The organism is Pseudomonas sp. 8_5_2, assembly GCF_059295255.1.
In genome coordinates this window covers 2,899,652-2,913,627 of record NZ_CM181238.1, presented here as the reverse complement: position 1 = coordinate 2,913,627, position 13,976 = coordinate 2,899,652, and the positions used below count along the sequence as shown (strand labels likewise).

The following is a 13,976-nucleotide window of genomic DNA, read 5'->3' as shown; positions in this document are numbered from 1 at the left end:
CTCCAGTCAGCGAGCCTGACTGTAAGCAAACAGCTGCTGGGGCATAAGTGCTGTAATATCGTTCACACTGTTCGCTATTTTTTGACAATCATGCTCGATCTTCACCGTGTTGCCACCTTCGTGGCTGTCGCAGATACCGGCAGTTTCACCAAGGCAGCCCAATTGCTCGCCCTGTCCAAGGCCCGGGTCAGCTTCAACGTCCGGCGCCTGGAAGCAGACCTGGGGGTCAGCCTGCTGGCCCGCAATACCCGTCACACCGTGTTGACCGATGTCGGGGCCACATTCCTGCGCGAGGCGCGCCAGCTGCTTGAGCTTGCACAGCGGGCGTCGGCAAGCGTGCAGCAGTCGCATGCCGGGCTCGGCGGGCGCTTGCGCATCACCAGTACGCCGGCCTTCGCACAGCGAGCGGTGCTGCCCTTGATGGCGGACATGGCAGAGGCTCACCCTGATCTGTCGATCGAGCACGTAGCCTCATCGCAGCTCAGTGACCTGGTTGCCGAACGCTTTGATGTCGCCATCCGCCTGGGGCAGTTGGCAGACTCCGATTTCAAGGCCGCCAGAATTGGCGACTATGCGTTGCAAGTGGTCGCCAGCCCGGCGTACCTGCAGCGCCACCCGATCGCCTCGCCGCACGCGCTGGTACACGCGCACTGGCTGGCGCATACGCAACTGCGCGATGCGCCGTGGCGCTTCTTCAAGCCCGGGTTGTTGCCCCGTCACGCGCGCTTCGAGTACCCACCGCGGTTGCAGGCGGACAGCGCCGAAGCCTTGATGGCCATGGCCGTGCGCGGCCTAGGGGTGACGCTTCTGCCAGCCTGGCTAGTGGGTGAAGCCATCGCCATGGGTGAACTCGACGCCGTCGTCGACCCCGCGCATCTGCTGCGCCAGCCCATCCATGCGCTGTACCGGAACAGCATGTATGTACCGGCTGCGATCCGCGTTTTCATCGACCAGCTGACGGATCGATGGGCTGCGCTGGAAACCACGCGGTAGAGGCAGGATCAGCAACCTGCCAGGTTCTGGCGTTGCTGCAGCACGTTGTTTATCTCAGTGGTCAACTGGCGTGTGGCCGCTTCTATGCTTCCCTCGTTACGGCACAGCAGCCAGCCGTGTTCTGCAGCCGCACGCTCGAACGCCTCGGTGCAGGCAGCCTGTTCCTCCAGACGATGGATGACCGTGCTGCCCAGCCCTCGTGTGCGGGCTGCGGCCCTGGCCCATGAAGTCTGCGGGTCGGTGACCACGCCGACGTGCAGGTCTGGCACCTGGACATCACGGCGCAGGTTCAATTGCAAGATGTCGGCAAATGGCACGCTGCGGCGAAACGCGGCGTCGGACGGGTACCAGCGATCGATCAGGATGATGCTGCCCAGCGGCTGGCGTGGCAGCACGGACCGGGAAATCCAGGCCCGGCTTTCGGCAAAACGTTCACAAACCTGCAGCTCCAGCTCGCACGAGGGGTTTCTGGCGAGCTGGTTGACCAGGGCCATGGTCTCGCGCCTGAAGGGGTCGTTGTTCTTTTCGCACAGGCGGATCACCTTCTTGCCTTCGGCCCTCAGGGCCTGGGTAACGGCCTCGAGCAGCGTGGTCTTGCCGGTGCCCTTGGGGCCGTCCATGGAAACAAACAGCGGGCGGTTCATGTTCGGTACCGGTTGGGTTTGGGGCGGGATGAGAGCATTTATTGCGACGCGGGTTCAAGGGGAAGCGTGAGGGGTACATTTGTACTCCGCAGCAGGAAATGATCGGTTCGGATGGAAGAGTTCATGGTTTTTGGCAGATTGCGCCAGGGCTGACAGGCGCTGCATATTTTGCGGCAAGCACCTGTCAGCCCTGACGCCCCCCCTCAAACCCGAGCCTTCCAGCCCACCTCCCGCAGTGCCGCCAGCAGCGCTGCCCCCGCCAGCCCTGGCACCTGTCGTCCGTCCCCGGCCACCATGCCCCGGCTGGCCAGCATCGCGTTGACGATCGCTTCCTCCACCGCCTCGGCCGCCGCCGCAAACAGCGGCGAAATATGGTCATTGTTGACCATCGCCACCTGCGCCGTGGTCGGCAGATCGCGGCGGTTGTAGTCGGCCGGCGCCAGCCCGGTATTACCCGTTGAAAACGCCAGGAACACATCACCACTGGAATCGTCGGTGCCGCCCCCCGTGCGGGCAATTCCCAGCGCAGCACGTTGCGCCAGGCGCTGGCATTGATGCGGCAGCAACGGTGCATCGGTAGCCAGCACCACCACGATCGAGCCCATACCCGCGGTGTCCTGCTGTGCAAATGGCGACGGCAGGTCCAGTAGCACCCGGCCCACCGGATAACCGTCCACCCTCAGCTCACGACGCTGGCCGTGATTGGCCTGGACGAACGCACCCACAGTCCAGCCACCCTGCTCTGCCGGCACCACCCGTGACGCGCTGCCAATGCCGCCCTTGAACTCATGGCAGATCATGCCGGTGCCGCCGCCAACCGCGCCCTCGGCCACCGCCCCGCTGCTGGCGGCGGCCAGCGCTTGCTGGACCAGGTCCGCATCCACATGCTGGCCCCAGATATCATTCAACACCCCGTCGTAGGTCTCCATCACCACCGGCATGCACCAATAGGTCGACGTGTCGGCCAGGGTCGCATGCTCGTGCGCGATCAGCGCGTCGCGCACTACCCCGACGCTGTGCGTGTTGGTGGTAGCGATGGGAGTGGTCAGCAGGCCCGCTTCACGAATCCATTCCAGCCCCGTGGCATCGCCATTGCCGTTCAGCACATGGCAACCGGCAAAGCAGGGCTGGTAGCGCGCCGGTCCGTCGCGGGGCTCAATGACACTGACCCCGGTGCGCACAGGTTTGCCGCCATGGCTGGTGTTCAAGGTGGCGTGGCCCACCCGTACGCCAGGTACATCGGTAATTGCATTGTGGGGGCCTGGCTGGCCAAGGCCCAGCGTAATGCCCAGGTCGCGTGCTCGCATCATGTCTCTCGCTCAAAGTTTCTGGAAGGCAGGGCTCAACTTGCCGTATGTGCCGTACAGCACCACAGAGGTCAGCAGCATGCCAAGGATGATCAGGATGTCCCGGGCCGAAGCCTCACTCAGGAGGGTGGTCAACAGGTACCCCGCCCCCGTCACCGCAACCAGTGCCGGCAGAGGCCACAGCGGCATCCGGTACGGGTGTTCGCGGTCACGCCGCAGTACCCGGCTGAACAGCGCGCACAGGCCCACCACCAGGTACACGCCGAGGATCAGCAGTACCGTGAAGGAGGTAAGCTCCGACAAGCTGGAGCTGAAGGTCAGGGCCGCAGAGGGCACGGCGAGGAACAGCGTGGCCAGCCACGGCGATTCCCACTTGGCGTGGATGCGGGTGAAGGCACGGTTCAGGGTGGGCATCCACAACGCGTCTCGCCCACTGCTGTAGATCACCCGGCCACTCTGGATCACCAGCGCGATGATCGCGTTGAACACCGAAAGGAAGATACCGGCACTGACCAGGCGCGACAGCGTTTCGTTGCCATGGGCGGTCAGCAGGTAGCCGATCGGGTCGGGACTTGCCAGCATCGCTTCCAGCGAGGGCGCACCGATCAGCAACGCCACCAGCGGAATCACTTCGATGGCTACCACCAGCACCAGCGACCACAGTACCGCCCGAGGGATACCGCGCCCGCCACACTTCATGTCCTCGGCCAGCAACACGGCGCCGCCATAACCGTTGAACGAGAACAGCGCCGTACCGACCGCCCCGATCACCAGTGCCCAGGGTGCCGCGTGCAATATCCCGTTATCCAGTACCAGTGGGGTGACGAGCGTGCCGAGCGGTTGCTGGGCGTGGCCAAAGCCCAACACCACGATCACCATCAGTGCCGCTACCTCAAGCAGCAGGCAGATGCCGGTGACCCACGCGTTGAGCTTGATGTTGAGGATGCCGAGCAGATAGCCCAGCGCCACAATCACCAAGGCCACCGTCTGCCCGTCCAGCTGGGTACCCAGTGCCGCATTCAGGTAGGTGGCTGCCCCGGTGGCCAACACAGGCGGCACAAATACCAGCATGGCCAGCACGGTAAGAAAGGTCGCGTAACCTGCCATGCCGCCAAAGACCCGTTTGGCGAACACGTATTCGCCGCCGGCGGCGCTGTGCGCACGGCCCAGCTCGGCGTAGCAAAGCGCGAACATCAGCGCCAGCACGCCACCGAGCACAAAGGCCCAGATTACTCCGGTACCTGCCTGGGCAATGGCAAACGGCGCAATCACGAATACCGAACTGGCGGGGGTTACCGAGGACACGGTAATGGCAACTACATCAGGCACGCTCAGCGTGGGTTTCAGCGCCGGGGTGGGGGCATTACAGGACGTCATATGTTCATCCTCACGTTATTGTTGGTGTGTCAGGAGGCAGAACCAGCAGGCGAACGATGGCGGGCTCGACGGCCCGCTTGATGGGGATGGAATCTATGCGCCAGCACCCGCCTGGACAATTCCCACTAAGGGTTACCCCCGTTGACAGCGGCGGCCAATAGCGCACCAATGCCTTACCGCTTTCAAGGACCGTGTCGTGGACATTCTCTTTCATGAAGTTGCCGGCCACGCCGCCCTGGCCCGAACTATCGAACACATCGGCGGCCCGCGCTTCTGGCGGCAGCTGATCCTGGTGTTGCGCCACTGGGTGCCATTCGACAATGCGCTGGCAATTCACTTCCCGCCCCAGGGCGCCCCGCACGTGCTGGAGGAATACGATGCCGCGCCAGCGCCCGCCGCCGGTGAGCTGTACCTCGACGGGCTGTACCTGCTCGACCCTTTCTACCAGGCTGCGCGCGAAGGCTTGCCCAGTGGTTGCTACCACCTCGAGGAGGTGGCGCCGGATCACTTCTGGCAAGCGGACTATTACCTGAACTACTTCCAGGCCCATGTGCTGGTGGACGAAGTACAGTTTCTGCTGCAGTTGCCCGACGGGGTGCTGTCGCTGTCGCTGGGCATGCGCCGCGCGTTCGAGACGGCGGAGCTGGGGAAACTCACCTTGGTCAGTGCCTGGGTATTGGCGTTGCTCCAGCAGCACTGGGCCCGCAGCGGCGTCTCGGTACCCGTTCAGCCAGCCGTTGGCGACGCCTTGGCAAGGTTCGGCCAAGGCCTGTTGTCCGAGCGCGAGCTGGAAATCGCCCGGCTCATCCTGCGCGGCTACTCGTCCAAGGCCATGGCACAACGGCTGGGGATCTCGCCCGAGACCATCAAGGTGCACCGACGGCACCTGTACACGAAACTGAACATCTCGTCCCACCCCGAACTGTTCTCGATGTTCATTCGCGAGCTCGGGTTTTCCGATGACCGCGGGGCGAACCCGATTGCCTGAACGCGCCTGGCCGGCTTGCTATCCCCAAGCCGAACAATGCCTGCTAGGCTGACGGCGGCGGCCCTGCTGGCGGCCTTTTCATTTCCCCCACAGGCACGGGCCAATGACCTCCAACCCTGAAGTAAACCTGACCAACTGCGACCGCGAGCCCATCCAGATACCCGGCAGCATCCAGCCCCATGGCTGCCTGCTGGCCTGTGACGTGTCAGCCAGCACCATCCTGCGCCACTCGCTCAATGCGCAAGCCTTGCTCGGCGTAACGGGTGAACTGAACGGTCAGAAGCTGCATGCGGTACTGGGCGACGAGGTGGCGCATACCCTGCGCAACGCCTTGGCGCGCACCCGCGAAGCTGCGCGGCCAGCGCTCAGTTTCGGCGTGGTGCTGCCCAGCGGCCAGGCCGTCGATGTCGCGGCCCACACGTTCAAGGGCACGGCGATCCTCGAGCTCGAGCCCGCAGGCGCCAGCATCGCCGAGCCGATAGAACTGGCCCGTACCTTGATCGGCCAGCTGCGCGAAATCGACCAGACCACCAAGCTGTTCCGCGACGCCGCGCGTTTTGTCCGCGCCGTGCTCGGCTACGACCGGGTGATGATCTACCAGCTGGGTGCCGATGGCGCCGGCAAGGTGGTAGCCGAGGCCAGGCGCAGCGGCCTGGAAAGCTTCATGGGCCAGTACTTTCCTGCCTCCGACATCCCCAAGCAGGCCCGCGCGCTGTATTTGCGCAACCCGATCCGGGTCATTTCCGACGCACAGTTCAAGGCCGTGGCCATCGACCCTGTACTCGACCCGTCAGGCGAGCCGCTCGACCTGTCCTACGCGCACCTGCGCAGTGTCTCGCCGATCCATTGCGAGTACCTGAGCAACATGGGCGTGCGCGGCTCGATGTCGATTTCGGTCATCGTCAACGGCGAGCTCTGGGGGATGATCGCTTGCCATCATTACGCGCCACGTACCCTGGCCATGGGGCAACGGGTGGCTGCGGAAATGTTCGGCGAGTTTTTCGCGCTGCATATCGAGACGTTGCGCAGCCGGCAAAGGCTCGAAACCGCCGTGCAGGTGCACAAGGCACTGGGCCGCATGCTGCGCGATGCCAGCAAGTCTGAAGATATCGACGGGTTCTTCCACGCGCGCCTGCCGCAGTTCATGTCGCTGATCCCCTGCGATGGCATTGGCATGTCGCTGCAAGGCCGCTGGGCATCTGCCGGGCTGGCCCCGCCCACGTCGGCTGTGCCTGAATTGCTGCGCCTGGCAGACATGGTCGCCGAAGGCCGCACCTGGGCGTCCAACCGGCTCTCGACGGTGCACCTGTCAGCCCAGGCGTACAGCACCGATGTCTCTGGCGTGCTGATCATCCCGATGTCACAGCGCCCACGGGACTACCTGATCTTCTTCCGCAAGGAAGTGATCGAGACCCTCGACTGGGCCGGCGATCCGAACAAGACCTATGACAGCGGCGCGCTGGGCGATCGCCTGACGCCGCGCAAGAGCTTCGCCATCTGGAAAGAGACCGTTCACCAGCAGTCGCTGCCGTGGACCGAACAGGACCGCCAGTTCGGCGATGCCATCCGCTCCGCCGTCGTCGAGGTGGTGTTGCACAACAGCGAGTTGCTTGCCAGCGAGCGCTCCAAGGCCGACATGCGCCAGCGCATCCTCAACGAAGAACTCAACCACCGGGTCAAGAACATCCTCTCGCTGATTGGCGCGCTGGTCGCCCACCCCACCACGGAAAGCCAGACCCTGCAGGACTATGTGGCGACCTTGAAGGGGCGCATCCAGGCCTTGTCACTTGCCCATGACCAGGTGGTGCGTGGTGATGGTGGCGGGCGCCTGGCCATGCTGCTCGAGGCCGAGCTCTCGCCCTACCGCACTGCCGCCGGCATGATCGAGTTGCACGGCCCGAACGTGATCCTGGATGCGCGCGCCTACTCGGTCATGGCGCTGGTGCTGCACGAGCTGGCCACCAACGCTGCCAAGTATGGTGCGCTGTCGCGGGCAGGCGGCAAGCTTGCGGTACATTGGGCAATCGACGCCGCCTACGCCTGCGACATCCACTGGCGTGAAAGCGCCGGGCCGGTGATTCGTCCCCCGAGCCGCAGGGGCTTTGGCTCGGTGCTTATCGAGCGCAGCATACCGTTCGACCTGGGCGGTACCAGCACGGTGGAGTATCACCCCGAAGGACTGCAAGGGTTTTTCAGGATCCCGGCCAAGCACCTGTCCGTAGCCGAAGAGATCGAACCCCCTACCCTGGCCTTGCCCATCGCCCGGGCAGCCGAGGCTTTTGCAGGCCGGCCAGGCTTGTGCGTACTGATCCTCGAGGACCAGTTGGTGATAGCGGTAGGCCTGGAGCAGATTCTGAACGATGCGCAGATCAAGGACGTGATTACCGCAAGCTCCGAAGACGAGGCAATACGCTTGCTTGCCAAACGCAAACCGGACGTTGCGATACTGGATGTGAATCTGGGGACCGGGACGTCGATATCCGTCGCCGATGAACTGCTGCGCCAGCAGGTGCCGTTCCTGTTTGCCACGGGTTACGGCGAGGGTGTCAGCATTCCCGAGCACCTGGGGCACGTTCCCGTCACGCGCAAGCCTTATGATGCCAATACCATCCTGGCCAGCCTGCAAGGTCTTCTGCGCTGAGGCAATTGGGCCACTCTGCGACCAGGGCCTCACTGATGTAAGCCGGGGCGGTATTGTGTGGGAGCGGGTTGACCCGCGAAGAATCCAACACGGTATATGGCACCGGCTTCGCCGGTGTTCGCGGCTAAAGCCGCTCCCACAGGGTACGCGGAGCGCCCAGCATCAGTTCTCTGCGCGACAGCGCAGCCCAATGGGCTGGGCGATCTACTACAGAAGACAGTTGCACCCACAGGTACGGCGCCGATGCGTCGTACCTGTGGGGCCAGGCGTTACACCGCCAGCGCGCGCTCGCGCAGCTCGCTGTTGAGGATGCGGTCGTTCTCGCTGTAGTCGACCGGGCAGTCGATCACGTGCACGCCCGGGGTCTTGATGCAGTGCTCCAGCAGCGGCAGCAGGCCTTCGGCGCTTTCCACGCGGTGGCCGTTGGCACCGTACGCTTCGGCGTATTTGACGAAGTCCGGGTTGCCGTAATCCAGGCCGAAATCGGTGAAGCCCATGTTGGCCTGTTTCCAGCGGATCATGCCGTAGCCATCGTCACGCAGGATCACCACGGTGATGTGCATGTTCAGGCGCACTGCAGTTTCCAGCTCCTGGCTGTTCATCATGAAGCCGCCGTCGCCACATACCGAAATCACCGGGCGGTCCGGGTGCACCAGGTGCGCAGCCATTGCCGATGGCAGGCCGGCGCCCATGGTCGCCAGGGCGTTGTCCAGCAGCACGGTATTGGGCTTGTGCGCCTTGTAGTTACGGGCGAACCAGATCTTGTAGATGCCGTTGTCCAGAGCAACGATGCCTTCGGACGGCAGTACGCGACGGATATCGGCAACCATGCGCTGCGGGTACACCGGGAAGCGGTTGTCGTCAGCGCCTTCGGCGATCTGCGCTTCGTTGGCCTCACGAATGGCCAGCAGGCGGGTGAAGTCCCAGTGCGAAGTGTCGTTCAGGGCTTCGCTGATCTGCCACACGGCGTTGGCGATGTCGCCGATCACCTCCACCTGCGGGAAGTACACGGCATCGACTTCGGCCGAGCGGAAGTTGATGTGGATGACTTCGGTGCCACCGCGGACCATGAAGAACGGCGGCTTCTCGATCACATCGTGGCCGATGTTGATGATCAGGTCGGCGGCCTCGACGGCGCGGTGAACGAAGTCACCGGACGACAGCGCGGCGTTGCCGAGGAAGCGTGGATGACGCTCGTCGACCACACCTTTACCCATCTGGGTGGTGATGAACGGGATGCCGGTCTTGTCGATCAGCTGCTTGAGGACCTTGGCGGTCATCTTGCGGTTGGCGCCGGCGCCGATCACCAGGATCGGGCTACGGGCGTTCTGCAGCTTTTCCAATGCAGCTTCGATGGCGACGTGCTCGGCCAGCGGGCGGCGGTGCAGGCTGCGCGGGATCGGCAGTGCATCGGTCTGCTCGGCGGCGATGTCTTCCGGCAGCTCCAGGTGAACCGCACCCGGCTTTTCTTCTTCGGCCAGGCGGAAGGCTTCGCGCATGCGCGCCGGGATGTTGTCGGCCGAGGCGAACTGGTGGGTGTACTTGGTGATGGGGTCCATCATGCCGCACACGTCAATGATCTGGAAGCGGCCCTGCTTGGACTTCTTGATCGGCTTCTGCCCGGTGATCATCATCATCGGCATGCCGCCCAGGTAGGCGTAGGCGCTGGCGGTGACCAGGTTGGTGGCGCCAGGGCCGAGGGTTGACAGGCTTACGCCGGTCTTGCCGGTCAGGCGACCGTAGGTGGCAGCCATGAAACCTGCAGACTGCTCATGACGGGTCAGTACCAGCTTGATCTTCGACTTGCGCAGGGATTCGAGCAGGTCGAGGTTTTCCTCACCGGGAATGCCGAATACATACTCGACACCTTCGTTTTCCAGGCATTGCACAACGACATCGGCGGCCTTGGCCATTTGGGGTACTACCTCAAAATCTTCGTGGGATTGCAGATTTATTAAGCTGTGTGACTGAGATGTTGCAGGATGTCTCAGTGGCGCGCATCGTAGGCCCTCTGGTTAATAATAATAAATATATTGTTATGATGCTTGGCATCACATTTCGTTATGAATGCTCCAAGCATGAAAGGTAGTTCCCCTCAATGAACCTCAAGGCATTGCGCTGCTGCGTCGAGATCGTCCGGCAGGGCAGCTTCACCAAGGCCGCGCAGCACCTGCACATTGCCCAGCCGGCGCTGAGCATGGCGGTTACCCGGCTGGAAGAAGAACTGGGCGTGACCTTGTTCAACCGCACTACCCGCAAAGTCATACTCACTGCCGAGGGCGAGCAGTTCCTGCCACGCATTGCCTCGGCGCTGCGCGAGATGGATATTGCCCGGCAAGAGCTGCGCGACATGGCCGACCTGAAACGAGGCGAAGTGCGCCTGGGCATTCCGCCGATGTTCGGCCTGCACTACGTGCCCGGGTTGATGAACGCCTTCCGCCAGTTGTACCCGGGCATTGCCATGACCGTGTTCGAAGGCAGTGCCGAAGATATTGGCCAGCGACTGGAGCAGCGGGAAATCGACTTGGCCCTGCTGGAGTCCAGGCGCGTACCGCCCGACAAGGAATCGATCCTGCTGGGCAGTGACGAGATGCTGGGCTGCATGCACCCCGACCATCCCTATGCCGGCAAGGCCTTTCTCACCGCCGAAGACTTGCGCAATACCGATATGGTGGTATTTGACCGTACGTTCGTGCAGCGCCAGCTGCTGGACGCGTTTTTCGCCGAGCATGGCATCACCTACCAGGTGGCCCTGCAGAGCAACTTCGTTTCGCTGGTGGTGCAGGCTGCGCTGGACAACATGGGCGTGGCCACCCTGCTGCGCTCGGTGCAGCAGCGTACCCCGGGCATCGTCGGCGTGCCGTTCCGGCCGGCGCAGCAGATGAGCTTCCGGTTGTGCTGGCGCTCGGGGGAGTATCTGTCGTTGGCCAGCAAGCGGTTTATCGACTTTGCCGCGCAGACGCATTACCTGGAGCGTTGATACCAGCCTGTTCCGGCCCTTTCGCGGCTAAAGCCGCTCCCACAGGGATCTCGCAAGCTTCTGGATTCTGAGCAAGACAGTAGCTCCCAAAAAGGTGTTGCGCGGTACCTGTAGGAGCGGCGTTAGCCGCGAACACCGGCAAAGCCGGTGCCAGGCCCCACATTGCTGCCAGGTCGTTCGGTAGTACATTTGTACTCCACCCGATAGCACGCCAACAATCCGCCGGGTATCGATCTGCATTTGTCGCGATACAACCCGTTCAAGTGCCAGCGAAAACTGTTGATTCATTGCATTTCAACAGGTTCTTGCCTGCGCTTCGCCTCCCTACAATGGCCTCACAACAACAAACGAGCCCAGCTCCGTGAGGCACGACCCCCATGTACAGAGACCACATCGTCAAACCGCGCGCCACTGACAACCCGGCCTTCATGGGCCTGGTCACTGCCGTGATATTTGCGCTCGCCCTGCTTTATGGCGTCGGCGACGGTAGCCTGGCCCGGCTGATGGGGCCGATCGTGCTCGACCTGCAGGCACCGTTGCTGCGCAACATCGCGGTGGCCGGGACGCTGGCAATCACCCTGGTACTGAACCTGTTCATCCTCGGCCGTTTTCCGCTGCGGGCCCAGGTGATCACGGTCTGGTGCGAACTGTTGCTGCTGTTCCTGCTGTTCTTCGGCACCTTCGACCTGTCCTACAGCTTCATCGCCAGCAAGGTTGGCTTCATGATCACCCAAGGGGTGTTCACGACTGTCTACGTCTCCACGGTCTCGATCGCCATCGCCTTCGTCCTGGCACTGCTGGGCGCCACCGCACGGTTGTCGTCCAACGGCTTCGCCATCGCCATTGCCAGCTTCTACACATCGTTTTTCCGCGGCGTGCCACTGCTGATCCAGATCTACCTGATCTACCTCGGCATCCCCCAGCTCGGCTATGTGGTCGGCGCAGTGCCGGCAGGCATCCTGGCGTTGTCGCTGTGTTACGGCGCCTATATGACCGAGATCTTCCGTGCCGGCATCAGCAGCATCCCGCGCGGTCAATGGGAAGCCTCGCGGGCGATTGGCCTGACACCCTTCCAGGCCATGACCCGGGTGATCCTGCCGCAGTCGATGCGGCTGATCATCCCGCCTACGGGCAACCAGTTCATCTCCATGCTCAAGGACAGCTCGCTGGTGTCGGTAATCGGCGTCTGGGAGTTGATGTTCCTCGCCCGCACCCAAGGCCGTGCAGAGTTCCGCCACCTGGAAATGCTGATCACCGCCGCTGTCCTGTACTGGGTCCTGTCGATCCTGCTGGAAACCGTGCAGTCACGTCTGGAAAAACGTTTCGACCGCGCACACCGCTGATCGAGGAGCCTGATGATGAACCAGCCTTACACCCCCGCTGCCACCCAGGCCGCCGTGTCCATTCGCGGCCTGCAGAAATGGTACGGCGAGTTTCACGTGCTCAAGGGCATCGACCTGGAGATCGCCAGCGGCGAGATCGTGGTGGTCTGTGGCCCGTCCGGCTCGGGCAAGTCCACGCTGATCCGCTGCCTGAACCTGCTTGAGGACTTCCAGAAAGGCCAGGTGCTGATCGCCGGCAACCCGCTGGGCCGCGACGCCGCCAGCGTGGCTGCCGTGCGCCGCCAGGTGGGCATGGTGTTCCAGCAGTTCAACCTGTTCCCGCACCTGACCGTGCTGGAAAACCTGATGCTCGGCCCGCGCCTGGTCAGCAAGCTCAGCGACACCCAGGCCCGCGCGCTGGCCCTGGAGTACCTGGACCGGGTGCGCATCGCCAGCCAGGCCGACAAGTTTCCGGGGCAGCTTTCCGGCGGCCAGCAACAGCGCGTGGCGATTGCCCGAGCGCTGTGCATGAAGCCGCGGATCATGCTGTTCGACGAACCCACCTCGGCGCTGGACCCTGAAATGGTCAAGGAGGTGCTCGACGTGATGGGCGAACTGGCCCAGGACGGCATCACCATGCTTTGCGTCACCCACGAAATGGGCTTCGCCCGACGGGTCGCCGACCGCATCATTTTCATGGACCACGGCCAGGTCATCGAGCAGGGCCAGCCCAGCGAATTCTTCGACAACCCACGCCATGCGCGCGCCAGGGAGTTTCTCTCGCAGATCCTCAGCCACTGAGGCCTGTGTCTACCGCTGTGCCAACACCACAACAACAAACGCATACCCGGAGACTTACCGAATGAACCCAGTCGCACGCTTGTTCGCTTCTACCGCCGTCGCCGCCAGCCTGGCCCTGATGGCCAGCACCGCCTGGGCGGGCGCCACCCTGGAGCGCATCCACCAGGGCAAGGTGATGAAAGTGGCCACGGCGGCCAACTGGCCACCGCAGTCGTTCCTCGGCGAGGACAACACACTCCAGGGCTTCGACATCGACGTGGCCAACGAGATCGGCAAACGCCTGGGCACCCAGGTGGCGTTCGTCACCCCCGAGTACGGCATCATCACCGCCGGACGCTGGGCCAGCCGCTGGGACCTGTCGGTCGGCTCGATGACGCCCACCACCGAACGTGGCCGGGTGCTCGACTTCCCGGCGATCTACTACTACACCCCGTACGTATTCGCCGTGCACAAGGACGCCGCCGGCGCCAGCGCTGCCGACCTCAACGGCAAGACCATCGGCGTCGAAGCGGGCACCACCTCCGAGGACTACATCAACCGTCGGTTGAAGATCGACGCGGCGGACGTGCCCGCCTTCAGCTACAGCGTCGAGCCGGGCGCTGTACAGACCTACGGCGACAGCATGGGCCCGCTGGATGACCTGCGCATGGGCAATGGCACGCGCCTGGACGCCACGCTGTCGGCGCTGCCAACCATCATGGGCGCGATCAAGGCCGGCTACCCGATTGCCCCGGTGCAGGGCAAGCCCGCCTACTACGAGCCGCTGGCCATCGCCACCGACAAGGGCGACGACGCCTTCAACGCCGAGCTGGCCAAGGCCGTCGACGGCATGAAGGCCGACGGCACGCTGAAGCAGCTGTCCGAGAAGTGGTACGGCGCCGACCTCACGCAAGTCCAGTAACCCCTGACCCGCAGGCCAGCGC

General features: G+C 63.4%; 11 protein-coding genes. 7 read left to right on the top strand and 4 right to left on the bottom strand.

Features of this window, described 5'->3' with window-relative positions; translation table 11 throughout:
- Positions 1-90 precede the first annotated feature (90 nt).
- A complete protein-coding gene (locus tag AC5O5R_RS13345) occupies positions 91-993 on the top strand; it encodes a LysR family transcriptional regulator (RefSeq protein WP_172223396.1) in 903 nt (300 codons plus the stop codon).
- Between the two features lie 8 nt (positions 994-1,001).
- Here AC5O5R_RS13345 and AC5O5R_RS13340 read toward each other — a convergent pair whose 3' ends face one another.
- The 3 genes from AC5O5R_RS13340 to AC5O5R_RS13330 all read right to left on the bottom strand — a co-directional run bounded on the left by AC5O5R_RS13340 (position 1,002) and on the right by AC5O5R_RS13330 (position 4,321).
- Complete coding sequence (locus AC5O5R_RS13340) at positions 1,002-1,637, bottom strand: dTMP kinase (protein ID WP_172223399.1); 636 nt, start codon at positions 1,635-1,637, stop codon at positions 1,002-1,004.
- A 203-nt stretch (positions 1,638-1,840) separates the two neighbouring features.
- Entirely contained in the window at positions 1,841-2,944 is a 1,104-nt protein-coding gene (locus AC5O5R_RS13335; RefSeq protein ID WP_172223440.1) for a DmpA family aminopeptidase, read from the bottom strand.
- A gap of 12 nt (positions 2,945-2,956) precedes the next feature.
- A complete protein-coding gene (locus tag AC5O5R_RS13330; protein WP_172223402.1) occupies positions 2,957-4,321 on the bottom strand; it encodes an APC family permease in 1,365 nt (454 codons plus the stop codon).
- A gap of 196 nt (positions 4,322-4,517) precedes the next feature.
- On the opposite strand from AC5O5R_RS13330, the gene AC5O5R_RS13325 reads away from it, so the two are divergent.
- Both AC5O5R_RS13325 and AC5O5R_RS13320 read left to right on the top strand, forming a co-directional pair.
- A complete protein-coding gene (locus AC5O5R_RS13325; RefSeq protein ID WP_172223405.1) occupies positions 4,518-5,309 on the top strand; it encodes a helix-turn-helix transcriptional regulator in 792 nt (263 codons plus the stop codon).
- A gap of 103 nt (positions 5,310-5,412) precedes the next feature.
- Positions 5,413-7,950, top strand: coding sequence for an HWE histidine kinase domain-containing protein (locus tag AC5O5R_RS13320; protein ID WP_172223426.1), 2,538 nt, complete (start codon positions 5,413-5,415; stop codon positions 7,948-7,950).
- A 269-nt stretch (positions 7,951-8,219) separates the two neighbouring features.
- Here AC5O5R_RS13320 and AC5O5R_RS13315 read toward each other — a convergent pair whose 3' ends face one another.
- A complete protein-coding gene (locus tag AC5O5R_RS13315) occupies positions 8,220-9,863 on the bottom strand; it encodes an acetolactate synthase large subunit (protein ID WP_494512680.1) in 1,644 nt (547 codons plus the stop codon).
- A 185-nt stretch (positions 9,864-10,048) separates the two neighbouring features.
- Between AC5O5R_RS13315 and AC5O5R_RS13310 the strand changes: the two genes are divergently transcribed.
- The 4 genes from AC5O5R_RS13310 (at position 10,049) to AC5O5R_RS13295 (ending at position 13,954) form a co-directional block, all read left to right on the top strand.
- Positions 10,049-10,930, top strand: a complete 882-nt coding sequence (locus AC5O5R_RS13310) for a LysR family transcriptional regulator (RefSeq protein WP_172227535.1) — start codon at positions 10,049-10,051, stop codon at positions 10,928-10,930.
- 377 nt (positions 10,931-11,307) lie between these two features.
- Complete coding sequence (locus tag AC5O5R_RS13305) at positions 11,308-12,273, top strand: amino acid ABC transporter permease (protein ID WP_172227533.1); 966 nt, start codon at positions 11,308-11,310, stop codon at positions 12,271-12,273.
- A 15-nt stretch (positions 12,274-12,288) separates the two neighbouring features.
- Entirely contained in the window at positions 12,289-13,053 is a 765-nt protein-coding gene (locus AC5O5R_RS13300; RefSeq protein ID WP_172227531.1) for an amino acid ABC transporter ATP-binding protein, read from the top strand.
- A 61-nt stretch (positions 13,054-13,114) separates the two neighbouring features.
- Positions 13,115-13,954, top strand: coding sequence for an ABC transporter substrate-binding protein (locus tag AC5O5R_RS13295; protein ID WP_172227529.1), 840 nt, complete (start codon positions 13,115-13,117; stop codon positions 13,952-13,954).
- Positions 13,955-13,976 lie beyond the last annotated feature (22 nt).

What these genes read in the sequence shown, in the direction of transcription:
- AC5O5R_RS13300 (WP_172227531.1), top strand. Translation starts at nt 12,289, where the DNA reads ATGAACCAGCCTTACACCCCCGCTGCCACCCAGGCCGCCGTGTCCATT.
- AC5O5R_RS13305 (WP_172227533.1), top strand. Translation starts at nt 11,308, where the DNA reads ATGTACAGAGACCACATCGTCAAACCGCGCGCCACTGACAACCCGGCC.
- AC5O5R_RS13310 (WP_172227535.1), top strand. Translation starts at nt 10,049, where the DNA reads ATGAACCTCAAGGCATTGCGCTGCTGCGTCGAGATCGTCCGGCAGGGC.
- AC5O5R_RS13335 (WP_172223440.1), bottom strand. Translation starts at nt 2,944, where the DNA reads ATGCGAGCACGCGACCTGGGCATTACGCTGGGCCTTGGCCAGCCAGGC.
- AC5O5R_RS13320 (WP_172223426.1), top strand. Translation starts at nt 5,413, where the DNA reads ATGACCTCCAACCCTGAAGTAAACCTGACCAACTGCGACCGCGAGCCC.
- AC5O5R_RS13345 (WP_172223396.1), top strand. Translation starts at nt 91, where the DNA reads ATGCTCGATCTTCACCGTGTTGCCACCTTCGTGGCTGTCGCAGATACC.
- AC5O5R_RS13315 (WP_494512680.1), bottom strand. Translation starts at nt 9,863, where the DNA reads ATGGCCAAGGCCGCCGATGTCGTTGTGCAATGCCTGGAAAACGAAGGT.
- AC5O5R_RS13330 (WP_172223402.1), bottom strand. Translation starts at nt 4,321, where the DNA reads ATGACGTCCTGTAATGCCCCCACCCCGGCGCTGAAACCCACGCTGAGC.
- AC5O5R_RS13340 (WP_172223399.1), bottom strand. Translation starts at nt 1,637, where the DNA reads ATGAACCGCCCGCTGTTTGTTTCCATGGACGGCCCCAAGGGCACCGGC.
- AC5O5R_RS13295 (WP_172227529.1), top strand. Translation starts at nt 13,115, where the DNA reads ATGAACCCAGTCGCACGCTTGTTCGCTTCTACCGCCGTCGCCGCCAGC.